The 23,860-nt window shown below is 65.1% G+C and carries 19 protein-coding genes and 1 tRNA gene; 14 read left to right on the top strand and 6 right to left on the bottom strand.

Going from position 1 to position 23,860, the window contains the following annotated elements; translation table 11 throughout:
* Window positions 1-36 precede the first annotated feature (36 nt).
* The 9 genes from pth to RAM15_RS04725 all read left to right on the top strand — a co-directional run bounded on the left by pth (window position 37) and on the right by RAM15_RS04725 (window position 9,174).
* Window positions 37-636, top strand: coding sequence for an aminoacyl-tRNA hydrolase (gene pth, locus RAM15_RS04765; RefSeq protein ID WP_306220974.1), 600 nt, complete (start codon window positions 37-39; stop codon window positions 634-636).
* The gene (gene mfd / locus RAM15_RS04760; RefSeq protein ID WP_306220973.1) at window positions 626-4,228 is read left to right on the top strand and encodes a transcription-repair coupling factor; all 3,603 of its coding nucleotides are present in this window, start codon (window positions 626-628) and stop codon (window positions 4,226-4,228) included. Before pth ends, mfd begins: the two co-directional genes overlap by 11 nt.
* Window positions 4,229-4,271: 43 nt before the next feature.
* On the top strand, window positions 4,272-5,567 hold the full coding sequence (gene eno / locus RAM15_RS04755; protein ID WP_024627326.1) for a phosphopyruvate hydratase: 1,296 nt from the start codon (window positions 4,272-4,274) through the stop codon (window positions 5,565-5,567).
* A 101-nt stretch (window positions 5,568-5,668) separates the two neighbouring features.
* Window positions 5,669-6,223 (top strand): FtsB family cell division protein, encoded by a 555-nt coding sequence (locus RAM15_RS04750; RefSeq protein WP_306220972.1) that lies wholly within the window; start codon window positions 5,669-5,671, stop codon window positions 6,221-6,223.
* 136 nt (window positions 6,224-6,359) lie between these two features.
* Window positions 6,360-6,968 carry a DUF501 domain-containing protein gene (locus RAM15_RS04745; protein ID WP_372338678.1) on the top strand — a complete coding sequence of 203 codons (609 nt, stop codon included), beginning with the start codon at window positions 6,360-6,362 and terminating at the stop codon, window positions 6,966-6,968.
* An 11-nt stretch (window positions 6,969-6,979) separates the two neighbouring features.
* Entirely contained in the window at window positions 6,980-7,981 is a 1,002-nt protein-coding gene (locus RAM15_RS04740; protein WP_306220971.1) for a Ppx/GppA phosphatase family protein, read from the top strand.
* A gap of 24 nt (window positions 7,982-8,005) precedes the next feature.
* Window positions 8,006-8,091: transfer RNA gene (locus tag RAM15_RS04735), tRNA-Leu, on the top strand.
* Between the two features lie 90 nt (window positions 8,092-8,181).
* The gene (locus tag RAM15_RS04730; protein ID WP_024627330.1) at window positions 8,182-8,589 is read left to right on the top strand and encodes an FKBP-type peptidyl-prolyl cis-trans isomerase; all 408 of its coding nucleotides are present in this window, start codon (window positions 8,182-8,184) and stop codon (window positions 8,587-8,589) included.
* Between the two features lie 105 nt (window positions 8,590-8,694).
* Window positions 8,695-9,174 carry a GreA/GreB family elongation factor gene (locus tag RAM15_RS04725; RefSeq protein WP_024627331.1) on the top strand — a complete coding sequence of 160 codons (480 nt, stop codon included), beginning with the start codon at window positions 8,695-8,697 and terminating at the stop codon, window positions 9,172-9,174.
* A 162-nt stretch (window positions 9,175-9,336) separates the two neighbouring features.
* Here the strand turns inward: RAM15_RS04725 and trhA are convergent, their stop codons facing one another.
* Entirely contained in the window at window positions 9,337-10,257 is a 921-nt protein-coding gene (gene trhA, locus RAM15_RS04720) for a PAQR family membrane homeostasis protein TrhA (RefSeq protein ID WP_101432503.1), read from the bottom strand.
* 168 nt (window positions 10,258-10,425) lie between these two features.
* On the opposite strand from trhA, the gene RAM15_RS04715 reads away from it, so the two are divergent.
* Window positions 10,426-11,913: a sensor histidine kinase gene (locus tag RAM15_RS04715; protein ID WP_024627333.1), complete on the top strand. Its 1,488-nt coding sequence runs from the start codon at window positions 10,426-10,428 to the stop codon at window positions 11,911-11,913.
* 81 nt (window positions 11,914-11,994) lie between these two features.
* Here RAM15_RS04715 and RAM15_RS04710 read toward each other — a convergent pair whose 3' ends face one another.
* The 4 genes from RAM15_RS04710 to RAM15_RS04695 all read right to left on the bottom strand — a co-directional run bounded on the left by RAM15_RS04710 (window position 11,995) and on the right by RAM15_RS04695 (window position 17,165).
* Window positions 11,995-12,273 (bottom strand): WhiB family transcriptional regulator, encoded by a 279-nt coding sequence (locus tag RAM15_RS04710; protein WP_015021978.1) that lies wholly within the window; start codon window positions 12,271-12,273, stop codon window positions 11,995-11,997.
* Between the two features lie 78 nt (window positions 12,274-12,351).
* Window positions 12,352-14,304, bottom strand: a complete 1,953-nt coding sequence (locus RAM15_RS04705; RefSeq protein WP_306220970.1) for an FtsK/SpoIIIE domain-containing protein — start codon at window positions 14,302-14,304, stop codon at window positions 12,352-12,354.
* 93 nt (window positions 14,305-14,397) lie between these two features.
* A complete protein-coding gene (locus RAM15_RS04700) occupies window positions 14,398-15,369 on the bottom strand; it encodes an LCP family protein (protein ID WP_306220969.1) in 972 nt (323 codons plus the stop codon).
* A 341-nt stretch (window positions 15,370-15,710) separates the two neighbouring features.
* Window positions 15,711-17,165 carry an LCP family protein gene (locus RAM15_RS04695; protein WP_306220968.1) on the bottom strand — a complete coding sequence of 485 codons (1,455 nt, stop codon included), beginning with the start codon at window positions 17,163-17,165 and terminating at the stop codon, window positions 15,711-15,713.
* A 304-nt stretch (window positions 17,166-17,469) separates the two neighbouring features.
* Between RAM15_RS04695 and RAM15_RS04690 the strand changes: the two genes are divergently transcribed.
* The 3 genes from RAM15_RS04690 to RAM15_RS04680 are packed head-to-tail and all read left to right on the top strand — an operon-like array spanning window position 17,470 to window position 22,446.
* Window positions 17,470-17,727 carry a WhiB family transcriptional regulator gene (locus tag RAM15_RS04690; protein ID WP_029676165.1) on the top strand — a complete coding sequence of 86 codons (258 nt, stop codon included), beginning with the start codon at window positions 17,470-17,472 and terminating at the stop codon, window positions 17,725-17,727.
* 58 nt (window positions 17,728-17,785) lie between these two features.
* Complete coding sequence (locus RAM15_RS04685) at window positions 17,786-20,926, top strand: glycosyltransferase (RefSeq protein WP_306220967.1); 3,141 nt, start codon at window positions 17,786-17,788, stop codon at window positions 20,924-20,926.
* A complete protein-coding gene (locus tag RAM15_RS04680) occupies window positions 20,923-22,446 on the top strand; it encodes a DUF5719 family protein (RefSeq protein WP_306220966.1) in 1,524 nt (507 codons plus the stop codon). The genes RAM15_RS04685 and RAM15_RS04680 overlap by 4 nt, the downstream gene beginning before the upstream one ends.
* A gap of 10 nt (window positions 22,447-22,456) precedes the next feature.
* Here the strand turns inward: RAM15_RS04680 and RAM15_RS04675 are convergent, their stop codons facing one another.
* The gene (locus tag RAM15_RS04675) at window positions 22,457-22,891 is read right to left on the bottom strand and encodes a metallopeptidase family protein (protein WP_024627339.1); all 435 of its coding nucleotides are present in this window, start codon (window positions 22,889-22,891) and stop codon (window positions 22,457-22,459) included.
* 65 nt (window positions 22,892-22,956) lie between these two features.
* Here RAM15_RS04675 and RAM15_RS04670 point away from each other — a divergent pair, with 65 nt between their 5' ends.
* Window positions 22,957-23,796, top strand: a complete 840-nt coding sequence (locus RAM15_RS04670) for an HAD-IIB family hydrolase (protein WP_372338639.1) — start codon at window positions 22,957-22,959, stop codon at window positions 23,794-23,796.
* The last annotated feature ends 64 nt before the right edge of the window (window positions 23,797-23,860 follow it).

The raw sequence follows: 23,860 nt of genomic DNA, 5'->3' as shown, positions 1-23,860 counted from the left end.
TCACCGTCGCGTTTGAGAGCAGGAGGTATCACCTACATGGCATCCGATTTCTGGCTGATAGCCGGACTGGGCAACCCGGGTGACGAGTACAAGGGCACCAGGCACAACATGGGCTTCATGTGCGCCGATCTGCTGGCCGAACGCTGGTCGGTCAACCTGCGCGATCACAAGGGCCTGGCCCAGCTGGGCCGTGGCACCCTGGATCTTGACGGACGCCGCACACCCTTCTTCCTGGCCAAGCCGCTGACCTTCATGAACGACTCCGGCGATGCCCTGGCCTCCATCTGCTCTTACTACCACATACCGGTTGGCCGGGTCGTGGTCATCCATGACGACATGGACCTGGAGTTCGGCCGGATCAAGGTCAAGGCCGGCGGGTCCTCGGGCGGGCACAATGGCATTCGTTCCATCGACCGCTCCCTGGGCAGCAACGCCTACGCCCGGGTCCGCATGGGCGTGGGGCATGCCCGAGGAGGTCCTGACGCCCATCGGCGCACTGTGGACTGGGTGCTGGGCACCTTTGCCGGCGACCAGCGCAAGCGTCTGCCTGAGTTTTTGGCCGACGGCGCGGACGCCGCGGAAACCGTAATCATCAAGGGCCTCAGCCAGGCTCAGGAGCAGTTCAATGGTCGATGAGCATACCCAGAAGGCCGAGCCCCAGGAATCGCTGAACGGGTCCCTGCGTCCCCTCCTGGACGACCTGCAGGCAGATGCTGCCTTCAAAAGGTTGGTCCAAGGAGACTCCCAGCCTGCGGCCGACACCGACACCTCCCTCATGGTGCAGGCTCCCCAGGGCATCAGGCCCGCCCTGGCCGCCGCAGCAGCTGGACGTGCCCCGGTCGTTCTGGTGGTCCCCTCCGAGCGTGACGCCCAGGAGATGGCCGGCGCCGTCCGCTCCTGGTATGAGGGCGACCCGGGTGATGTGGCCCTGCTGCGCTCCTGGGAGACCCTGCCTCACGAACGGCTCTCGCCCCGGGCAGACACCGTGGCCTCCCGGATGGCCGTCTTCAGGCGGCTGGCCCATCCGGTCCAGGGCGACCCTGACTTCGGACCTATCCGCATCCTGGTCATGCCCGTGCGCTCCCTGCTGCAGCCGGTGGTCAAGGGTCTGCAGGATGTGGAGCCCCTGGTCTTTCTGCGCGGCCAGGACCTGCCCCTGGATCAGGCCGTCGAAGCTCTGGTCCGCAACGCCTACACCCGGGTCGATCTGGTCATGGAGCGCGGCCAGTTCGCCGTCCGAGGCGGCATCCTGGATGTTTTCGTCCCCACCATGGCCCACCCGGTGCGCATCGAGTTCTTCGGCGACGAGGTGGACACCATCCGCAGCTTCCACGCCTCCGACCAGCGCACCTACGGCCCTGACCTGGACCGGATCTGGGCGCCGCCCTGCCGCGAGCTGCAGCTGACCGACCAGGTCCGCGCCCGTGCCCGCTCCCTGATCGGAAGCATCCCCAACGCCGACGACATGCTGGAGTCCATCGCCCAGGCCATTCCGGTGGAGGGCATGGAGTCCCTCCTGCCTGCCCTGGTCGACGACCTGGTGCCGGTGGGGTCCATGCTGCCCGAGGGCGCTCTGATTCTGCTGTCGGAGCCGCAGCTGCTGGCCCGTTCCGCCCAGGACCTGGTCAAGACCGCCAACGAGTTCCTGGCCGCCAGCTGGCATGTGGCCGCCTCCGGGCAGGGCTCGGGTGCGCCCATCAGCTTCGACAGGGCCAGCTTCCTGGACTACGACGAGGTCATCTCATCCCTGGAGTACCGCAAGGGGGAGGTCTGGAAGCTGACCGACCTGTCGGTGGACCCGGACCGGGAGGGGGCCGAGCGTCTGGATGCCCTGGCACCGGACCAGTACCGCGGCGACGAGGATAGGGCCGCCTCGGGCATCGCCTCCCTGCTGGAGCGCGGCGACCGGGTTGTGGTGACCGCTCCGGCCCAGGGAACCCTGAGCCGTCTGCGCCGGGCCGTGCAGACCACTGGTGTTGTCGGGGTGGAGTACCACCGTTCCCTGGCCGTGGACGGCTTCGTGGACCAGTCCGCCCATCTGGCCCTGCTGACCGAGCGGGACCTGACCGGGCGCACCAGCGTGGCCGCAGGCAGCAAGACCTCCAACCGCCGGCGCAAGGCCATCGACCTGGACGAGCTCAAACCCGGCGACTACGTGGTCCACGACCAGCACGGCATCGGCCGCTTCCTGGGCATGCGCCAGCGCAGCGTGGGCGTGGGCCCCAGCAAGGGCAGCCGGGAGTACCTGGTTCTGGAGTACGCACCCTCCAAACGCAACGCCCCGCCAGACAAGCTCTTCGTGCCGGCCGACCAGCTGGACCAGGTCAGCCGCTACATCGGCGCCGAGATCCCCAGGCTCAACAAGCTGGGCGGATCCGACTGGTCGGCCACCAAGGCCAAGGCCCGCAAGCACGTCCACAAGATCGCCCAGGGCCTGGTCAAGCTCTACTCGGCCCGGCAGCGCACCAAGGGCTTCGCCTTCAGCCCCGACACCCCCTGGCAGAAGGAGCTGGAGGATGCCTTCCCCTACCAGGAGACCCCCGACCAGCTGACCGCCATCGACGAGGTCAAGGCCGACATGGAGAAGCCGGTGCCCATGGACCGCCTGATCTGCGGGGATGTGGGCTTCGGCAAGACCGAAATAGCCATCCGCGCCGCCTTCAAGGCCGTTCAGGATGGCAAGCAGGTGGTGGTCCTGGTCCCCACGACCCTGCTGGTACAGCAGCACTATCAGACCTTCACCGAGCGGTTCGAGGGCTTTCCGGTGGACGTGGCCGCCATGAGCCGCTTCCAGACCGCCAAGGAGAACCAGGCCACCATGGAGGGCTTGGCCAGCGGGGCCGTGGACGTGGTCATCGGCACCCACAAGCTGCTCAACCCGCGCATCCGCTTCAAGGATCTGGGCCTGATGATCGTGGACGAGGAGCAGCGCTTCGGCGTGGAGGCCAAGGAGACCCTCAAGGCCATGCGGACCAATGTGGACGTCCTGTCCCTGTCGGCCACGCCCATTCCGCGCACCCTGGAGATGGCGGTGACCGGCATCCGGGAGATGTCCACCCTGGCCACGCCCCCCGAGGATCGTCTGCCGGTGCTGACCTATGTGGGCGCCTACGAGGATGCCCAGGTGACTGCGGCCATTCGCCGCGAGCTTCTGCGCGGGGGGCAGATCTTCTACATCCACAACCGGGTGGAGGACATCGGCAAGGTCTCGGCCAAGGTGCAGACGCTGGTCCCCGAGGCCAAGGTGGGCGTGGCCCACGGCAAGATGGGGGAGAAGCAGCTGGACGGGGTCATCCGCGACTTCTGGCACCGGGACATCGATGTGCTGGTCTGCACGACCATCGTCGAGACCGGCCTGGATATCCCCAACGCCAATACGTTGATCGTGGACCGGGCCGACCGCTTCGGGCTCTCCCAGCTCCACCAGCTGCGCGGCCGGGTGGGACGCGGCCGGGAGCGCGCCTACGCCTACTTCCTCTACGATCCCAGCAAGCCCATGACCCAGACCGCCCACGACAGGCTGGCCACCATCGCCCAGAACACGGCCCTGGGGTCCGGCTACGACGTGGCCATGAAGGACCTGGAGCTGCGCGGCACCGGCAACCTGCTGGGCGATGAGCAGTCCGGCCACATCGAGGGGGTCGGCTTCGACCTTTACGTGCGCATGGTCTCCGAGGCGGTGGAAGAGTACAAGGAGCCCGGGCGGACCGAGCCGGTCACCGTCAGCATCGACCTGCCCCTGGAGGCCTCCATTCCGGTGGACTACATCGACTCGGACAAGCTGCGTCTGGAGGCCTACCGCAAGCTGGCCTCGGCCCGCAACGAGCAGGATCTGCGCGACCTGCACGAGGAGCTGACCGACCGATACGGACGTCCGCCCGCCCAGTTCGACACCCTCTTCGCGGTGGCCAGGCTGCGGGCCAAGGCTCGCTCCATGGGCATTTCGGAGATCGCCTCCCAGGGCACCCGGGTGCGGATCAGGCCCGTGACCATGCCCGACTCCCTGCAGGCCAGGATCGCACGAATATACAAGGGCAGCCAGTACCGCCCGGTGACGCAGACCCTGCTGATCCCGGCGCCCTTCGCGGGCTCCCTGGGATCGGGGCCCATGGATTCGGCGGCCATGACCGCCTGGGTGGACACCCTGCTGGACGACCTGGCCTGGGGGCTGCCCAAGTCCTCGGACGATGGCACGCCAGCGGGTCCCGCCCCCGTCCAACAAAACTAGTATCCTGTAAGAGACATCACAACAACTTATTGAAGGAGCAGTTGTGGCAGCAATTGAAAGCGTGTTCGCGCGCGAAATTCTTGATTCCCGTGGCAACCCGACCGTCGAGGTCGTTCTGCAGACCGAGGACGGCGCCGAGGGGCGTGGTCTGGTTCCCTCCGGTGCCTCCACCGGCGAGGCCGAGGCCTGGGAACGTAGGGATGGCGACAAGAAGCGCTATCAGGGCAAGGGTGTGCTGGACGCCGTCAAGGCGGTCAATGAGACCATCGCTCCCAATGTCATCGGCATGGACGCCACCGATCAGCGCGCCCTGGACGAGACCATGATTGACCTGGACGGCACCCCCAACAAGGGCAAGCTGGGCGCCAACGCCATCCTGGGCGTCTCCCTGGCTGCGCTCTATGCGGCTGCCGAGTCCGCCGAGCTGCCCCTCTACCGTTACCTGGGCGGCACCAACGGACACATCCTGCCTGTGCCCAACATGAACATCATGAACGGCGGCGCCCACGCTGACTTCGCCACCGACATCCAGGAGTACATGATCTCCCCCTACGGCTTCGACTCCTACCGGGAGGCCCTGCGCGCCGGCGTCGAGGTCTACCACACCCTCAAGGGCATCCTGAAGAAGGACGGCCACGAGACCGGCCTGGGCGACGAGGGCGGCTTTGCCCCCAAGATGAAGTCCAACGAGGACTCCCTGAAGTACATCGTCGACGCCATTGAAGCTGCCGGCTACGAGCCCGGCAAGCAGATCGGCCTCTGCCTGGACGTGGCCTCCTCGGAGTTCTACAACAAGGACACCGACAAGTACCACTTCGACGGCGAGGACCGCGACGCCGACTACATGCTGGACTACTACCAGGGCCTGGTCGAGCGCTACCCGCTGGTCTCCATCGAGGATCCCTTCGCTGAGGAGGACTGGGGCGCCTGGCAGAAGATCACCGCCGCCATGGGCGACCGCCTGCAGTTCGTGGGCGACGACCTGCTGGTGACCAACCCCAAGAGGCTGCAGAAGGGCATCGACCTGAAGGCCGCCAACTCCCTGCTGGTCAAGCTCAACCAGATCGGCACCGTGACCGAGACCCTGGACGCCATCGAGCTGGCCACCGCCAACGGGTTCACCTCCATGGTTTCCCACCGTTCCGGCGAGACCTCCGACACCACCATCGCCGACCTGGCCGTGGCCAAGAACACCCGCCAGATCAAGACCGGCGCTCCGGCCCGTGGCGAGCGCATCGCCAAGTACAACCGACTGCTGGAGATCGAGGAGGAGCTGGGCTCCACCGCCGAGTACGCCGGCTACAGCGCCTTCAAGGCCTGCAAGAAGTACACCAAGTAAGGTCTTGCCAGCCGGGCCGGACTCCTTGCAGGTTTTGACCCGACTGTGAAGTCTTTTACCCGTGGCGGTCCGCGTCGGCTGCCGCGGGTATTTTTATGGGTATGGCCAAGAACAAACGTGACGGCGCCAACCGGCGGACAGGCAGGCGGTCGTCGGGACCCATCACCTTCTTTGTGGCGGTCATCATCGTGGCCCTGGGTCTGATCCAGCTGGTCTCCACCTTTCACGCCTACGCCATCAATCTTTCCGAGCTCAACGGCCTGCGCAACCAGCAGGCCCAGCTTGTCGAGCACAAGCGTGACCTGGAGAACCAGATCCGGCGCTGGGACGACAAGGCCTATGTGACCGCACAAGCCCGGGATCGGCTGGGATTCGTCTTCCCTGACGAGGAGGCCATCCGGGTCCTGCACCCGGAGGCGGTCACGGGAGGCAAGGACAAGGACCAGGCCGGAAGCAAGGGGGTCCGGGCCCCCAGGAAGAACTCCCTGCCCTGGTATCAGGAGATGGCCTATTCCTTCGCCAAGGCCGACCAGGATCCTGCTGCCGACAGAAGCAAGGGGGAATCCAGTCCGACCGGCTCTGCCAGTCCGTCTGGTTCAAGCAGTCCAGGCGGTTCTGATGGCCCCTCTCCATCCGAGGGTGGGGGAGCGCAGTGAACTCCGACTATGAACTTAGCAGCAGGAAACAATCAGGGAAGATGAGGACAGCGTGATCAAGGCCCAGAAAAGGCCCCAGGCAGCAGTGGAATCTCAAGCCGCAGACAAGGCCCGGGTCGAGCCTAAAGCCACCAGCCTGGTTACCGACCGGGATCTGGCGGCGGTCAAAGACCGTATCCAGGAGCTTCTGGCGACCCCGGCCACGCCGGAGCAGACAGCCGTCGTGAACCGGCAGCTGGGCCGCTATCCGCGGGGCATGGTGGCCGTGGGCGCCCGCTGCGTCTGCGGCAATCCGCTGGCTGTGGTCACCCGGCCCCAGCTGGAAGACGGCACACCCTTTCCGACCACCTGCTATCTGACCAGCCCCGAGGCCGTCAAGGCCGTCTCCCGGCTGGAGGCCGACGGCGTCATGGCCGACTGGAATGCCGAGCTTGGTTCGGATCCGGACCTGGCCAGCGCCTACCGCAGGGCCCACGAGCTCTATCTGGCCTTCCGTTCCGCCCTGGCCCAGCGGCTGGGCGACGACGAGGGACACATCGCCGGAATCTCGGCCGGTGGCATGCCCAAGAGGGTCAAGTGTCTGCACGCTCTGGCTGCCCAGTCCCTGGTTATGGGGCCTGGGGTCAATCCCCTGGGCGACCGGGTTCTGAGTCTGGTGCGTCGGGTATTCGACACGCAGGTCTGCCGGTGCGCGCAGCCTTGGACTGAGGCATCCGGGCAAGCGAACCAGCAGGAAAACCAATGAAGGGGGCTTCCATGGATCAGGTAACGGTGGCGGGCGTGGACTGCGGCACCAACTCCATACGTCTGCTGATAGCCCAGGTGGACCGGCAGGGGCTGCATCCGGTGGCTCCCAGGCTGATGCGCGTCATCCGGCTGGGGGAGGGCGTGGACCGCAACCACCGCTTTTCCGACCAAGCTCTGGACCGTGCCTTTGAGGCCTGCCGGCTCTTCTCCCAGCAGCTGCAGGAGCACCCGGTGGATGGTCTGCGCTTTGTGGCCACCTCGGCCACCAGGGACGCTGACAACCGAGAAAGTTTCGAAGAGGGGGTGCGCTCCATCCTTGGGGTCACGCCCGAGGTCATCAGCGGCTCCCAGGAGGCCTCGCTGAGTTTTCTGGGCGCGGTCAGCGTGCTGGAGCAGCGGGGCAGCGCCGACATGCCTCCTGCGCCCTACCTGGTGGTCGACCTGGGTGGCGGCTCCACCGAGCTGGTCCTGGGCGGGGACGGGAGCGATCTGCCTGTGGACCAGGTCAGGGCCTCCTACTCCATGAACATCGGCTCCGTGCGGATGACCGAGCGCCATCTGCTGGGCGATCCGCCCACCCAGGAGCAGATCGACCAGGCGCTGGAGGATGTTGACGGCTGGATCGACCGGGCCTTCGAACAGGTTCCCGTAGCCGGGGTAGGCAGCCTGATCGGGGTCTCCGGCACGGTCACCACCATGAGCGCCCTGGCCCTGGGATGCGAGGTCTACGATCGCCATGCCGTCGATGGCCGGTCCATTGCGGTCGATGCGGCCCGCCGGGTTGACGACCGGGTGCTGAACATGAGCCGGCAGGAGCGCAGGGAACTCAAGGCCATCCATCCCGGCCGTGTGGATGTGATCGGCGGCGGCGCCCTGATCTGGAGCCGTCTGCTGGAGCGCCTGGGCCATGCCAGTACCAGTGCGCTGGCTTCGGGAACCTATGTGGCCAGCGAGCACGGCCTTCTGGATGGCCTGGTCCTGGACTACGGCCGGACCCTCCTGCGCGAATGATATACTAAGGCGTTATGGGTTACGGCCCCGGTGGCGAAATGGTATACGCATCGGACTTAAAATCCGCCGCCTTCACCGGCTTGTGGGTTCGATTCCCACCCGGGGCACCAAGGCCTCATCGGCTTGGACGGCAGTGTCGCAACTTGTCACCCGGCCGACGAACCGATACTCTGGTACGCAAGAAAACCAAAGGAGTTGTCATGAGTGACCAATCCATGCCCGAGGTGAACGCCGAATTCGGCGCCACGCCGACCATAACCTTCCATGGTCCGGCGCCCAGCGGGCTGCGCGCCGTGGAGCTGGTCGAGGGGGACGGGCCCGTGGTACGCAAGGGCGATACCGTCACCGTCAACTATCACGGCGTCGTCTGGGGTTCGGATCAGGTCTTCGACTCCAGCTTCCAGCGCCATCAGCCGGCCAGCTTCGGCATTGGCGTGGGGCAGGTCATTCGCGGCTGGGACCAGACGGTGCCCGGTCACAACGTGGGGTCCAGGTTGGTGGTCTCCATTCCGCCGGAGTATGGATATGGCCGTCAGGGGATGCCCCAGGCGGGCATCGGCGGCGACGATACCCTGGTTTTCGTGATCGACATCATATCGACACGGTAGACAAGGGTCTCCAGGCGCCGGTGAGGGCCGGCGCCTTTTTCATACCCTTGACTTTGCAGTTCAGGTCGGGCCACGAGACAAGCGCATCAAACAAGGAGGAATCACATGGCTGAGGAAAAGACGATTCTGCTGACACAGGCCGCTTACGACAAGCTGAAGGAGGAGCTCGACCACCGTCAGGGCGAGTACCGCGACGAGATCACCGAACGCATCGCGGCGGCTCGTGCCGAGGGTGATCTGAGCGAGAACGGCGGCTACCAGGCTGCCCGCGAGGAGCAGGGCAAGAACGAGGGACGGATCAACGAGCTGATCGTCAAGCTGCGCAACGCCAAGATCCTCAAGGCCCCCAAGGCGGGCACGGTGGGCAACGGCTCCCTGGTGACCCTGACCATGGCCGGCAACGAAATGGTCTATGTGCTGGGCTCCAGGGATCTGACCGTGGCCACCGACTACGACGTCATCAGCCCCGAGTCGCCCATCGGCGCGGCTCTCATGGGCGCCAAGAAGGGCCAGACCGTGACCTACAAGGCACCCAACGGCAAGGACATCTCGGTCACCGTCAAGGATGCCCAGCCCCTCAAGTAGCGGGACGACCCCTCACCGTCCCGGCCCGGCCTGAATAAAGCCGCTCCCCGCCATGGTCGACGGAGAGCGGCTTTTTCTCTGGGTCACCGCTTGATTCGTAAGGTCGGCCGGTGGCTTGTGTTGGATGGTGCTCGATGACAGACCGCCAGGTTGGCGATTTGTTCAGCGCAGGTTGCAGACCACCAGGTAGATGGCCACGATGTGGCAGGCGTAGCCGATGACCGTGCCGCAGTGGAATATCTCATGGAAGCCGAATACCCGCGGCCAGGGATCCGGCCGGCGCAGACCGTAGACAATCGCCCCAAGGATGTAGGCCAGACCGCCGGCCACGATCAGCCACACCACCGGCGGACCGGCCATGGGGGAGTCCCAGAAGAGCTTCAGGAAGCCCACGCCCGAGACTCCGAAGACCACGTAGACCAGGGTGTAGAGCCAGCGGGGAGCCTCGATCCAGAAGACGTGGACGATCATGGCCACCAAGCTGGCCCCCCACATGCCCAGGATGATGATCCGCCGCCAGAAGGGATCCAGGGCGAAGGAAATGGGCGTGTAGGTGCCGGCGATGAGCAGGAAGATGTTGACATGGTCCAGGCGGCGCAGCACGTCCGTGGTCCCCGGGGTCCAGTCGCCCAGATGGTAGAGGGCGGAGTTGCCGAAGAGGGCCAGTGAGGCGACCATGAAGACCGCACAGGCCAGCTTGAGCCCAGTGCCGTGGGCCAGGCAGATCAGCACGATGCCGGCGGCCAGGGCCAGGGGGGCGGCCACGGCGTGGATCCAGCCACGCAGGAGGGGCTTGGGACGGCCGTGGACATCCAGGCGGACCTTGCGCTCGATCTCCATGTCGGGGATGCCCTCGATTCGCGAGGCCTTGATCTCGGCCTTGGCCATGATCCGCGCAGCCTTGGCCTTGGCCTTGGCACGCACCGCGTCAGCCCTGGCCTGCAGATGGGCCTCGTGGGCCACCTCCGCATCCCGGCGCAGGTAGGTCAGCTCCTGACGGCGTTGCTGGCGGCGGCGTTCGAGATCGGGATCGACCTCCTGATCCTCGGACGGTCTGCCGTCCTCGCTGGTCCTGGTTGCCATGGCCCTCCCTTGGCCCCTTGACTGGTCCGGGCCTGTAGGGTCCGGTCGCCGGGGCGAAACATCCGTCAACCACCCTACCCCAGACCTGCGCATTGGACGCGCATGTCATCATCGCCCTGGGCATGACCCGCCTGTCTGCTTCCGAGGGCCCTTTGTATGATGGGGGGCATGGCTGATTTTTCCGAGATTCTGGCATCCTGCGACGACTGCAATGAGGAGGACCGTGAGTGGCTCCACCACCTGGTGGCCGACTGGCAGGTCATCGCCGATCTGAGCTTTGCGGACCTGCTGCTCCTGCTGCGCACCGGCGAGGGGGAGTTCACCGTGGCCGAACAGTGCCGGCCCTCCACGGTCATGTCCCTGCGCACCGAAGATGTGGTGGGGGAGCACTTTCCGGCTGACCGCCGCGAGGAACTGGAGGCGGCCATGCAGTCCAAGGGGGTGCTGCGGTCCAACAAGCTGCGCACCATAGGCCGCGCCACGGTCTGCGACGTCTACGCCCCCATCCGTCACCAGGGCAGGACCCTGGGTCTGGTGGTCCGCGAGACCAACATGGCCACCCGCGAGTCCAACGGCCGCTACGAGAGCGAGAGCATCAACGCGGGCAAGGAGCTCTTCGAGATGATCACCCGCGGCGAGTTTCCCTACGCGGATTCAGTGCTCAACCAACGGCACAACGCCAGGGTGGCCGACGGCTTCTTCGTGCTGACGTCAAGCGGCGTGGTGCGGTACGCCTCGCCCAACGCCATCAGCTGCTTCCGCAGGCTGGGCTCAGTGGAGACCATGATCGGCCAGTACCTGAGCGAGATCGGCACCTCCCTGCTCAAGGAGAACGATCCCGTGCCCGACTCCCTGCCACTGGTCCTGTCGGGCAAGGCGGCTGTGGACTCGGAGCTGGACGCCAACGGGTCGGCCGTCTCCATGCGCTCCCTGCCCCTCTATGGCAAGCAGGGCCGGATCGGCGCCATCGTGCTCTGCCGGGATGTGACCGAACTGCGCCGCCGGGAGAAGGAGCTGCAGACCAAGGATGCCACCATCTCCGAGATCCACCACCGGGTCAAGAACAACCTCCAGGCCGTGTCGGCCCTGCTGCGGCTGCAGGCCAGGCGCACCAAGTCCGACGAGGTACGCAAGGAGCTGGAGGAGGCCCAGCGACGGGTCCAGACCATCGCTGTGGTTCATGAGGGCCTCAGCCAGACCGCCGACGAGATTGTGGACTTCGACAAGGTGATCGCCAACCTGCTCAAGATGAGCGTGGACCTGGCCACCACCAGCGACCAGCACATCACCATCTCCTACGTGGGCAAGTTCGGGATGATGCCCGCCCAGGATGCCACACCCCTGTCCCTGGTGCTGACCGAACTGGTCAACAACGCGGTCGAGCACGGCTTCGAGGGCCGTGACGAGGGGCATATCACCATATCGGTGGGCCGGGGCGGCAACAATCTCAATGTGGTGGTCGAGGATGACGGCAACGGCTACAGCACCGAGTCGGATCAGGGCCAGGCTCGTTCCACCGGATCCGGGCTGGGCACGCAGATCATCAACACCTTCGTCACCAACGACTTTGGCGGCACGGTCAAGTGGGAGCCCCGCCGGGATGGCGGTACCAGGGTGGTCATCAACATCAAGCTGCGCGTGGCCCAGGACGTGTGATACCAGGCACCTTTTAGGAAAAGAGAGGGGCGACGGCATCAAGCCATCGCCCCTCTCCTGTTTTGCGCAATCGGGAAGATATCAGGACTGCATCTGCATGGCCTGGGACCTGCGCGCACGCATGGCCCTGCGCTTCAGAGCCCTGCGTTCGTCCTCGCTCAGTCCGCCCCAGACACCGTAATCCTGGTTGGTGTCCAGCGCGCACTTCAGACAGGCGTCAATGACCTTGCAGGTCCTGCAGACAGCCTTGGCCTCCTCGATCTGCTGATAGGCTGCACCGGTGTTGCCGACGGGGAAGAACAGCTCAGGGTCCTTGTCACGGCAAGCAGCCTTGGCGCGCCAATCAAACGCATTACTCATCTACCTAAGCCTCCAAGAAGTTTTTATCGATGCTTTTATCACTACCCTATGCAAGATAAGCACGATGAGTGACTTTTTTCAAGGGTTCATTTGTTTTACGGCTAAAGAGAACACCTGTAGCGGAATGGCGAGACCCGCTTCCAGAACCAGACACCGTCCGGGAATGGCGCTGGCCCTGGTGGGGAGGGTGGCCAGCTGATCGGAGGGGATGCCAGCTGCCAGATCGGCCCCCCGTTCGCCGCAGGGGAACACCAGACGACGGCTGAAACGCTCTGGTCTGCGCAGGGCGCTGGCCGTCTCCACGGCCAGGATCACGGAGGTTCCCTCCTGACCCAGAGCCTCCTGCAGAAGAGGGGCCAGAGGATCCCGACAAAGCGGATCCAGCAGATCCTGGGCATCGTCAAGAATCCAGACCAATGCACGGCTGCCATCCCGACGGCCTTGAGGCGGTGACGGCACCGGGCCGGGAAAGTCCCGGCTGTTGTAGCCGTGACCTGTTCGACGCGTGATGCGCAGGTCGAAGCTGGGCTCTGGTCGGGCCCCTGGCTTCATCAGGGTGAGCAGGGAACGAGCCAGCAGCGCCAGCAGGGTGCTCTTGCCCCGTCCTCGAGGTCCGATCAGGGCGGTATGACCGTTGAGCGGCAGGCGATAGAGATGGAGCAGAACCCCGTCGTCCATGTGTCCCAGAGGTATCTGAGGCCGTCCCGATTGCCAGAGGACCTGCCCGCAGGCCGGATCATGCTCTGGCAGGGGAGGGGAGAAAAGCGGTGCCGGCGGTCGGCTGCCGCAAAAGCGGCTGGCCTTGACGATCTGGCCCACCAGAGCCTGCGGATCAGCTGCTGGGCAGGTGCGGAAGGCTTGTGGACCCCGGCCCTGCTCCAGGAAGCCCAGACCCGGACAGGCAGGGTCGATCGCCGTGGCACAGGAGGAGCCCAGCAGCTCCCTGGACTGCAGGGGGTCCCGCACTCGCAGACATATGCCCAGGTTCATGTTGGCACGCATCTGGGCGCTGACCTGCCCCATGGTCTGCTGGGTGCAGGCCACCAGGTTCATGCCCAGGGATCTGCCCTGAGAGGCCAGAGAGGTCAGCCTGTCCAGGTAGTCAGGCAGGAGTTGGCGCAGGGCCTGGAACTCGTCAATGACCACCACCAGGCGTGCCGGTGGATCGGCCATGCGGGCGGTGTCCTCAACCCCTGCTCTGGCGACCAGGCGCTGGCGGCGTTCCAATTCCCGTTGAAGGCCGTTCAGCGCGCGTACGGCTCGGTCCAGGTCCAGATTGGTCACGCAGCCCACGGTGTGCGGCAGTCGGGCCAACAGGCCGAAGCCGGCACCGCCCTTGAAGTCCAGCAGGACCAGATTGAGCCGGTCTGGCGGCTGGCTGGCGGCCAGGGCCAGACACCAGGTCTGCAGAAAGACTGATTTGCCTGATCCGGTAGTACCTGCCACCAGGGCGTGGGGTCCGTCGCGGGGCAGATCGATGACCAGCGGGCCATGATCAGGCCGGATGCCGATGACTGCCGGTGCCGACCTTCCTGATGCGGCAAGCCATGCGTGGACGATGCCCTGCCAGGGCAGACCTTGCGATCCCGAAGGCCCTGATTCCAAGAGCCGGGACTCCAGCTGAGGGCCGGGGTCAGAGGCCAGTCCAGCCAGGTCCTGCAAGGTCTCGTTCTCTGTAGTTGTCGAGAGGGATGCACGATCCGATACTGTGCCGTATGCCGATTGTGCGCCTGCCGGCGGAGCGGACGATGACCGGCGATGCATTCGCAGCAGGCTCAGAAGCACCATGGCCAGGGTGCCCGTCAAGCTGGGCAGCAGCAGGAGGAGGAGCATCCAGCGGCCCTGGCCTACTACGTACCAGATCATGCCCGCCTGGGCCAGGGCCGGAGCCGTCTGTGTAACCAGGGTCAGAATGACCTGGGCGCTTCCCCTTTTGGCCTTCCCATCTTTGGAGCCGGCAGAGTGCCAATCGCTGCCTGCAGACCCGCTCGGGTCTGTCGACATGGATGCTGATGAATTGGCCTTGGTCATGCCTTCAGCATGAGCTGCCCGATGCAGGAGCGCTAGAGCAAGCCTGGCATGTGGTCAAATGTGGACGGGATTGATGGTGTGCGCAAAGCGGCGCTACATGCCGCCGACAGTTCCAGCGGCATGACTGCCCTGGGCCAGTTGGTTGAACAGGTCGGTGTTGCGGGCTTGATCCAGCAGGACGGTGGAACCGATGCCCCCGCCCGGATAGTAGTCGGGGTCTGTCCAGTAGACGCTTCCGGTGACCCCATTGCTGCTGCTGGCGCTGCGGAAGGCCAGGACCATGCGCACAAGGTCTATGGGGTTGGCCCGCTCATCCACCACCAGGGCATCCAGACCTGCCGAAAGGACCTTGCCGGCCCTCGACGGGTTGAGCATGACCGAGGGCTGCAGGGCCTTGGCGCTGATGGCCGAGATGGCCTGGCGCTGGCGTTCGGCACGCCCAAAGTCTCCCTTGGGATCCGAGTAGCGCATGCGGGTGAAGGCCAGGGCCATGCCGCCATCGGCCTGATGGCAGCCGCGAGACCAGACCATGCCGGAGTTGGGGTCGTTGACATCTGCGTCATAGCAAAGCCTGACACCCCCCAGGGCGTCGACCACCTTGCTGAGGCCTCCGAAACGGATCAGGGCCACATGATCGACCTTATGACCGGTGATGTCCTCGATCTGGCCGGTCAGGGCCCGGTAGCCCGATGTGTAGGCCACGGCGTTGATCTTCATGTAATCCCCATCCTGCTTGACCAGGGAGTCGCGGGGGACCGAAATCAGGGAGGCGGCTCCGTGGCGGGGTTTGGTCAGCACCAGGATGGTGTCGGTGCGGAAGCCTGTGATGCTGGCATCCTGTCCTGCCCCCGGAGAACCGTCGCGCTGGTCCGATCCCAGCAGGAGCCAGGTAGTGGCCTCTGAGCCAGGGGTATCGGTCAGCATTTTGTCGCGGGTGAGCTTGCCATTGACCCAGAACCATCCCCCACCTGCCAGTACGACCAGTGCCAGCAGCAGGACCAGCAGCAGAATGATTACGAACTTGCGCACTGGGTGTTTACGGACGAGGGCAGTGCCGTTCCGCATGTTCCGGTTGTTGCTGTTGCCCCAGTCATTTTTAACAGGTGCGGCTGCAGCCGCCGGCCTGGGTGTAGTTTTCGAGGAGCCACTGGTGCGTCTGGCTTTCTGATGCCCCGTCCCGGAGGAGGGGGAGAAGCTGGGGGGCGTCTGGTTACGGCTGTGTCTAGCCTCGGTGCCTGGAGATCTGGGGTCGGCCGCCGGACGGTGATGCCCGGAGGGCATGAAGCTAGGAGGCTCCTGTCCTTGTCCGCCTTGGTCTGATCCAGTCCGCATACCCTTAACCTCCGTAGCTTTGGCCGACTAGGTCAGCAATAGCATGCCTGAACGACCCAGAGGGGCTTAATCGGCTATCTCTGCGCCGGAACCGCACAGACCGTAGCAAACAGGTAGCGGTCCGCCATGCCGATGTACTGTCCGGTGTTCGCATCCCTGATGGTTCCGTCGTCCGGATCGACGGTCCCGCCCGTGTTGGGATCGATCAGGGTCTTGTCGGGCATGGTGATCAGTCCGGTACGGGGATCGGGCTTGGGAAGAGCAGCGGCGGATGCGGAGGGGGATTGGGTGCCGTCCCCTGTGTCAGAGCCGTTGCCAGCCGTCTGAGTGGCACTCTGCGGGTTTTGGGCGCTCTGGGCATCCTGACCATTGCCGGCCTGGCTGCCTGATGAGGAGGCCGACTCTGCGTCCTCATTGGCCTGGGTCAAAGGCTTGCCCTCTCGCAGCAGGTGCCAGATGGTTTCGGCCTCGTCCGTCCACACCACCCGGTTGTTGTCCTGGGACCATTCCTCGACAGGTATGGTCCGGGCGTAGATATGTGTGGTGTCTATATGCTTGAGCGAATTGCCCAGGCCCAGCAGGGTCTGGAAGCTGCCCAGCCCCTCGCTCAGCTGCAGGGTGGACATGGAGGTGGTGGCCAGACGGTAGGCCTTGGGCAGGTCGGAATAGATGTTGACGGTCTTGGCCTCGTTGACCAGGCTCTTGATCAGATACTGCTGGCGGGTGGTGCGCATGATGTCCGACCCGTCGGCGCCGGTTCCGTGGCGCATGCGAGCGTACTCGGTGGCCTGGGTGCCGTCCAGATGATGCAGGCCGCGCTTCAGGTTGATGCCGGTATAGCCGTCCCAGGTGTCCTTGGGGATGCACACGTCGACCCCGCCCAGGGCGTCGATGATGGACTTGAGGCCGTTGAAGTCAGCCACCACAAACTGCTGGATGTCCAAGCCGGTCAGGGAACGGACCGCCGCCAGGGAGCAGCTGGCGGCCGAATTGGCATCGCCGCCCTGGCTGTAGCCCTCGGCGAAGATGGAGTTGAACATGACCTGGCGGCGGGCCGGGATGGTCTCCCCCTTGCTGGTGGTGCAGGCCGGGGCGTTCACGATGGAGTCCCTGGGAATGGAGACCACATTCACATAGGAGCGGTCGGCGGCGATCTGGACCACCATGGCCGTATCCGACTGGTGGTTCTCCTCCAGGCCGTCGCCGCTGCCGCCCACCTCGGCATTGCCCTTGCCGTCGCGGGTGTCTTGGCCCAGCACCAGGACGTTCAGGGTTTTGCCCTTGTAGATGTCCTCCGGGGCCTTGTGGGTTTGAGCCAGGCTGACGGGCTCGAGCACGTGCATGTGACCGTTGATGTCGGTCCAGAAGGCCGCCACCGTCGAGGCCACGAAACAAAGAACGAAGGTAAGAGCCAGACAGATGCCCGTGCGCAGACGGTGGCTGCTGCGGAACCCGTCGCTGTGCTGGGGCTTGCCGTTCCTGCCCGCCTTGATGTTGGGCAGACCCATCTTTCTGGTTGGGGACGTCAATGGTATGCCTTCCTCATCGGCTGTCGCTGTAGGGGTCATTCCGGCGGGAAGAACCGGGATGGCGGCGAAGCGTGCTTGAACCAGTCATAGTATAGTCTGACCCCCATCCGCAGCTCCTCTTCGGGCGATATGGCTCCCTGCATGTGTTGCTCAGTTGCGCTGGCAGATATTTAGGGGTTGACAGAAGGCCCCTGCAGCAGCTGTAATGAAAGTGTGTAAACACACTAGGGACTGGGGGGTCGCTATGAGTGGATTTGTTGACACTCGGTATAGCAGTACAACTAAAAACAGACTGACGCCGCTGATGCAGTGGTTCGAAGTCAACGTCGGACCATCCTGGCGAAGCGAGGCGCTCTGTGCGCAGACCGATCCGGAAGCGTTCTTCCCGGGCAAGGGAGGCTCCACCCAGGAGGCCAAGAGGGTCTGCGCCGACTGCACCGTCCGCAAGCAGTGCCTGGACTGGGCGGTCGAACACGACGAGCGCTTCGGCATCTGGGGCGGCATGAGTGAACGGGAGCGCCGCCGTTACAAGAAGAGGATGCGCGCACAGCGTCAAGTCTGAATCGCCGCGGATGCCCGAGCGAGGCATTCGGTGACCTGGTTTGCGTAGACTGGAACGCATGAGTTTCGTCGCGCCTCAAGCCCAGGATGTCCGGCAGGTCCTCTCTTCGGTCATGAACGAATGTTCACCCGCCGCCAGTCCTCATGTGGAGGATGCCGTGGCGGCGGTGATCACGGTCGAGCATGATCTGACCTATTTGCCGGACACCCTGCGTGCCCTCTTGCGGCAGAGCCTCTTGCCGCGGGTCCTGGTCATCGCGGACTGTTCGGGGTCCACCGCAGAGCCACTTTATGCGCAGTTTCCGGTGGATGGGCCCGCGCGGGTGGAAGTGCAGGTGGTTCGCGCGCGAGGCGCCTCCTCCTTTGGCGATGCCTTGGACAAGGCGCTTGGCTATGCCCGCCTGCCTGGTCGGATCCGGGCTCTTTGGCTTCTGCACGACGACTGCCGTCCACTGGACAATCATTGTCTGGACGAGCTGGTGGACACCTGGCACAGCAATCCCACTGCCTCCCTGCTGGGTGCCAAGCAGTATGACTGGCAGGGCGAGGGGCTGCGTGACGTGGGTCGTTACGCCTACCGTCACCGAACGGTGAGCCTGGTAGTGGACAGCGAGCCCGACCAGCAGCAGTATGACGCGCGTCAGGATGTCTTCGCGGTGAGCCTGGCTGGCGCCCTGGTGCCCATGCAGACCATGAAGGACTTGGATGGACCAGGCGCCTGGGCTGGCACTTTCGGCCAGTCCGACGATCTTTGCCGCCGTATCTGCCTGTCAGGGGGACGGGTGGTAATCGTGCCGGGAGCCCGGATGGCCCATGCCAGCGCCCGGATGAGCGGGTTGCGTGATCGGAACGGGCGGGCGGTGCAGCCCGACCGCCCCTTGGACGCCTCCATGAGTCCCATACTGGCCCGGGAACGCTACCTGCTGACCGATTTTGCCCTGCCCTGGTGGCCGCTGGTCTGGCTCTGGCGAGTTCTGGCGGCATTGTGGCTCATGGCGGTTGATCTTATCGGCAAGCGGCCCTACAGGGCCCTCTGCCGTCTGTGCGCGCCCTGGCGGATCCTGGCTCGACCTGCAGCGCTGCTGACCATGCGCCGCCGTCTGACCTCCGCCTGCCATGGCAGTCCCCGCCGGTTGGACATTCTTCAGGCCAACGGCCAGCAGATCCGGCAGTGGCGGCAGCGCAGGCAGGCCTTTCATGATCAGCGTGAGCATCCCATGCTCAGCCACCTGGCCCTGGCTCATCTGCGGCAGCAGTTCCTGCGTCGCATGGCCTGGGCTACAGGGATGACCCTAGCGGTCTTGGCGGCCTTGGTGGTCACCCATTGGCCCCTGTGTCGCGCTATCTTCTCGGGAGGGGCCATCCATGCGCCCTCCCTGCCCTCGTCAGGAGCCGATTGGTCCCAGCTGCTGACGGCGGCCACCACCTCCTGGTCCCTGGCCGGAGGCGTTGGGCAGCCTGCAGTTCCTGCCCCCTTCCTCCTGGTGCTTCTGCCCTTCGCTCTGCTGACCGGCGGTCACGTAGCCCAAGCCATGGCCCTGATGCTCCTGGCGGAGACGGGACTGGCCGCTCTGTCGTTCTGGGCTCTGGCCGGCGTGGTCACCAGGTCCAATCCCGTCCGCGTCCTGCTGGGGTTGCTCTGGGCTTGTCTGGCATTCGCCCTGGGCATAGTGGATGGCCTGCAGCTGCCCATGCTGACGGTCATGGCCTTCATGCCTGCCGCCTTTGCCTTTGTTTTCAAGGCCGTGGGGCTGTATCAGACCGAGGCTCCCGTGCGCCCCAAGGCTTCGGTGCAGCAGGCGGCTCTGGCCTCTATCTGCTTCCTGCCGGTCCTGGCTGCCGAACCTCAGCTCATGCTGGCCATGATCCCGCTCTTCATCATGGCGATCTGCCTGGTACCTTCCCATCGGGTCATGCTGCTCCTGATGCCCCTGCCCTCGGCGCTGGCCCTGGCGCCCACCCTGGTCAATTCCTTGCACCATGCCCATCAAGGGCTTTTCAGACAGCTTTTCGCAGATCTTCTGATCCCCTCGACGGGCCTGGCCGGTCAGCCCAGAACCGGGAGCCTGGGGCAACTGCTGGCCCGCCTGTTGGGCCTGGACGTTTCGGCCCTGTGGCCCGTCAGGTGGCGACCTGAGCTCTGGCGCCCGACCACCCTGGCCTGCTGTCTGCTGGTGGTGGCCCTGCTGGCCTTTATCGCCTTGGTTGTGCCTCGGGCGCTCAAGACTGCCAGGATTCTTTGGATTACCGTTCTGCTGGGCCTGATTCTGGCGCTGATCTCCCAGGCGGTCTGCACCGGCTTGGACGAGACCGGTCCAGTGGCCGGTTCGGTCCTGCCCGGTGTGATGCTTGCACTCATGGGACTGCTGGCTTGTCTGGGCCTCCTGGCTGGCCGGGCCGTCCGTCCCTTCTCGCCCCTTGCTCCCGGGCACGGTCAGGTTCCAGACGGCGATGGTGATCGTCCGCCCCTGCCTCCTGCGCAGTCCTCTTCAACCTCTGCAGCTGCGGCTGATGGCGGAGGACGGATTTTCAGGCTCCTGCTGGGTTTGATCCTGACCCTGGTCACGGCAGGCGTGGCAGCGGCTGGTCTGGCGGCGCCAGTCGGAGGGCCCCTGTCCGCTGATGACCGGCAGCTTCCGGCAGTGGCGGTGGACTATCTGAACAAGGATCCGTCCCACCGGGTGCTGGTGCTGACCTCGCCCTCACATGGCCGCGTGGCCTACACGGGTCTGCACACCTCACGAGGAGAGCTGATCGATGCCTCGCCTGCCCTGCGCGCCCAGATGGTGAACGGCGGGAAGATGGCCGGTCAGGATGTCCTCTCGCGTTCGGCGGCGGCTCTGATGGCCAATGCCGACTCCAAGGCTGTAGCGGCTGTATCCGGCCTGGGCTTCGGAGGAATCTATGTGCCTGCCGACCGTTCTGGTGCCGGCGGCATGGGATCCACGCCCAACGATGACCTGGTATCCAACATCACCGCCAGCGATGGCGCCCAGCAGGTGGCGACCAATGCCCAGGGAACCTATTTCCGTTTGAGCTCGCAATCCGGCAGGGATGTGGGGGTCAACATGGCCGGGGCCCGTCAGGCGGCGGCCAGCACCTGGAGGAGGGTCTGGCTCTGGGCCCTGGGCTTGGTTCTGCTGGGATACTGCCTGGTGGCTCTGCCGCGTCCTGGCTACTTTGGAGGGGAGCAACTATGAGTGCACGAAGCAAGGGATCCCTGGTGGCTGCTCTGGTCACGGCACCTCTGGTGGCGGTTTTGATTGCTGTTCTGACGGTATGGACGCCTCCAGCCTCTTTGGCCGACGGGGCCCAGGGCTCGGCAGTCGTTGCCACCCGGGTCAGCCAACGTGAGGCAGCGTCCTACTGCCCGGCTCGAATGACGGTAGCGGATGAGGACAAGGTCGGCGATGACCAGTTCAAGGCCTCGGAGGGCGATCTGAGCGCCCGTGTCACAGCCGCCGCCTTTGGAGCCATCGGCAGTGCCAGCCTGACCCCGCTTGCAGGCGGGCGACGCACCATGATGACTGATCCCGATCCTGTGGACGGGCAGAAGGCGATGGCCGCCTCGCTCGATCCAGGCACTTCGGCCACTGCATTCGATTCCCGGATGCTCAAGTCCCAGCCGGGCACAGGGGCTGCCGTCGGCATGGTCTCCTGGGCCACCAAGGGCGATCTGCGAGGGATCCAGGCGCTGGCCTGCCCTCGGGCCGCCATGGATGCCGACTTCCTGTTGCCCGCCACCGGCCGAGGGGCCACACAGCGGCTGGTGGCCTACAACCCGTCATCCAAGGCTACGGTCATCAGTCTTGAGATCCAGGGTTCGCATTCTTCCGGCAACCTGTCCTTGGAGACCGGGAACACCATGACTGTGGCGCCTGGAGGCTATGCCTCATACGACCTGTCTGCGGCGGCTCCCGGACAGCAGGCCATCTATGTCCGGGCTCGCAGCTCCCAGGCGCCAGTGGCCATGTCGGTCTCGGTCAATGTCATGGCTGGACTCGATCCACGCGGGTCGGATCAGGCAACCGCCTTGGCGGCGCCCGGCCATGATCTGGTTATTCCCGGCCTGCGCGGGGCAGACCAGGCCACCCTGCTTCTGCAGGGTTCCAAGGCCACTGCGGTGGAGCTTTCCTGGATGGATGAAGACGGTCGGGAATCCCTGCGGCGGGTGGATTTGCAGGGTTCCAGGGCTGCTGCGGTGGACTTGGGCGGCGTGCCTGACGGCAAGCTGGCTCTGCAGGTGCATGCCGACCAGCCTGTCCGAGCGGTCCTGCAGGTGACCGGCCAAGGCAGCCAGGACCAGTCGCAGTCCGATCTGGCCCTGATTCCTGCGGGTGCTGCTGCCGCCTCCTCGGCCCTGACCATATCCCAGCCTGCCCAGGCTGCGCTGACCCTGGTCAACCCATCGACGGATCCGATCAAGGCCGAACTGGTCGGGTTCGACGAGAAGGGCAAAAAATTGGATGAGCGCTCGCTGACGGTTGAGCCGGGTCGGGCCCATGAGCTTTCAGCCCACGATCTGGGCGACCAGGTGGCCGCCGTGCGGCTGAACGAGGATTCCGGGCATGGCTCCTCCCGGCTGATCTGGAATGCCCGCCTGAGCGTGGACGCGGTCAACCAGGCTGGCCTGGCCGGTCTGGCGGTCATGGCTCCTGACGGGCTCATGCCTGCCACCACGCTGATCCGCTCCGGCCCGGATTCCGCTGTCCTGCCCTGAAAGTCGGCTGTCAGCGTCCCCACATGGGGTCGATTTCCTCGGGGTCGCGCCCATAAAGGTCAGCCAGCTGCAGAACCAGTTCGTCGCGGATAATCAGCTCCAGCTCGGTGCGGTCTCGGGTCTTGCTCTGGATGGGCAGCCGGTAGAGGACGATTCTGGCGGGGATGCCGCGGCCTGCCGGGAAACTGCGTGAGAAGAGATCCGCCCTGTCCTCCCAGGGGGTGGGGTCGGAGGGCGGCACATCCTCGACTGCGAATTGGACGGGTTTGACCAGCTGGGGCCAGCCGGCTCCCAGACGCCGGATCTGGGCCGCGGTCAGGTCGTCGAAGATCCCGCATCTGGTGCGATAGCGGGGCAGGCGGGTGCCGAAGGTGGGCCGACGAATCCCCCGGCCATGACTGTCCCGGTAGACGCTGCGGGACCAAGGCGGCTGATCGTTGATCATGACACTCACCATAGCCCCTCAATCCAGTGGCAGTTTCGATTCAGGGTGTCTTGTAGCATGGAGCGATGATCGACAAGCGGATGGGAGCAATCATGGCGGAGGACGGTGCGGTGAACGTGGCCTGGTGGGGCAGCCAAGACATAGGGTCCATCTGCGCACGGGCACGGGTGCTGGCCTTCGATCTGGACAATACCCTGGCGCTGTCCAAGACCCGCATGGACCAGACCATGGCCGTTCATTTCGCCGCCCTGACCCGGCTTCGGCCCGTAGCCATCGTCTCTGGCGGGCGGTTCAGCCAGTTCCGCGACCAGGTGCTGGATGCCCTGCCTGACGATACCCGTTTCGGCCAACTGCATCTGATGCCCACCAGCGGCACCCGCTACTACCGCTGGCAGGATGGAAGCTGGGATTGCGTCTACGCCCACGACCTGAGCGCCCAGGACCGGCAGGCCGCCGAGGCCAGCCTGGAGCGCAGGGCCAAGCAGCTGGGCGACTGGGAGGAGCAGGTCTGGGGGCCGCGCATCGAGGATCGTGGCAGCCAGATTACCTTCTCCGCCCTGGGTCAGCAGGCCCCCGTAGAAGCCAAGGAGGCCTGGGATCCGGACAACAGCCGCAAGGACGCCCTGGCCCGGGCCGTGGCCGCTGATCTGCCCAACCTGCAGGTGCGCTCCGGCGGCTCCACCAGCGTGGACATCTCGGCCAAGGGCATTGACAAGGCCTACGCCGTGACCTCCCTGGCCAGGATACTGGGTGTGGATGTCGGCGATATCGCCTTCGTGGGCGACCGGATGGATCCTGACGGCAACGACTATCCGGCGGCCCTGGCCGGGGCCATGGCTCTGCGGGTGCACAATCCTGCTGATGCCCTGGACCTGATTCAGGCCATGGAGGCAGATCTGGTCTGAACCTGTCTGCAGACAATTCTGTGAACAGACAGCCTGTTTATGCACATGGATCTGATCTGCTTGC

This window comes from Bifidobacterium asteroides, from assembly GCF_030758775.1.
GTDB classification, from domain to species: domain Bacteria; phylum Actinomycetota; class Actinomycetes; order Actinomycetales; family Bifidobacteriaceae; genus Bombiscardovia; species Bombiscardovia kimbladii.
The sequence above is the reverse complement of the archived record's forward strand: the minus strand, read 5'-3'. Positions and strand labels throughout refer to the sequence as shown.

Bases quoted from the DNA above. Each gene is read 5' to 3' on its own strand.
- pth (WP_306220974.1), top strand. From the start codon at position 37: ATGGCATCCGATTTCTGGCTGATAGCCGGACTGGGCAACCCGGGTGAC.
- mfd (WP_306220973.1), top strand. From the start codon at position 626: ATGGTCGATGAGCATACCCAGAAGGCCGAGCCCCAGGAATCGCTGAAC.
- RAM15_RS04750 (WP_306220972.1), top strand. From the start codon at position 5,669: ATGGCCAAGAACAAACGTGACGGCGCCAACCGGCGGACAGGCAGGCGG.
- RAM15_RS04740 (WP_306220971.1), top strand. From the start codon at position 6,980: ATGGATCAGGTAACGGTGGCGGGCGTGGACTGCGGCACCAACTCCATA.
- RAM15_RS04730 (WP_024627330.1), top strand. From the start codon at position 8,182: ATGAGTGACCAATCCATGCCCGAGGTGAACGCCGAATTCGGCGCCACG.
- RAM15_RS04725 (WP_024627331.1), top strand. From the start codon at position 8,695: ATGGCTGAGGAAAAGACGATTCTGCTGACACAGGCCGCTTACGACAAG.
- trhA (WP_101432503.1), bottom strand. From the start codon at position 10,257: ATGGCAACCAGGACCAGCGAGGACGGCAGACCGTCCGAGGATCAGGAG.
- RAM15_RS04715 (WP_024627333.1), top strand. From the start codon at position 10,426: ATGGCTGATTTTTCCGAGATTCTGGCATCCTGCGACGACTGCAATGAG.
- RAM15_RS04710 (WP_015021978.1), bottom strand. From the start codon at position 12,273: ATGAGTAATGCGTTTGATTGGCGCGCCAAGGCTGCTTGCCGTGACAAG.
- RAM15_RS04705 (WP_306220970.1), bottom strand. From the start codon at position 14,304: ATGACCAAGGCCAATTCATCAGCATCCATGTCGACAGACCCGAGCGGG.
- RAM15_RS04700 (WP_306220969.1), bottom strand. From the start codon at position 15,369: ATGCGGAACGGCACTGCCCTCGTCCGTAAACACCCAGTGCGCAAGTTC.
- RAM15_RS04690 (WP_029676165.1), top strand. From the start codon at position 17,470: ATGCAGTGGTTCGAAGTCAACGTCGGACCATCCTGGCGAAGCGAGGCG.
- RAM15_RS04685 (WP_306220967.1), top strand. From the start codon at position 17,786: ATGAGTTTCGTCGCGCCTCAAGCCCAGGATGTCCGGCAGGTCCTCTCT.
- RAM15_RS04680 (WP_306220966.1), top strand. From the start codon at position 20,923: ATGAGTGCACGAAGCAAGGGATCCCTGGTGGCTGCTCTGGTCACGGCA.
- RAM15_RS04675 (WP_024627339.1), bottom strand. From the start codon at position 22,891: ATGATCAACGATCAGCCGCCTTGGTCCCGCAGCGTCTACCGGGACAGT.
- RAM15_RS04670 (WP_372338639.1), top strand. From the start codon at position 22,957: ATGATCGACAAGCGGATGGGAGCAATCATGGCGGAGGACGGTGCGGTG.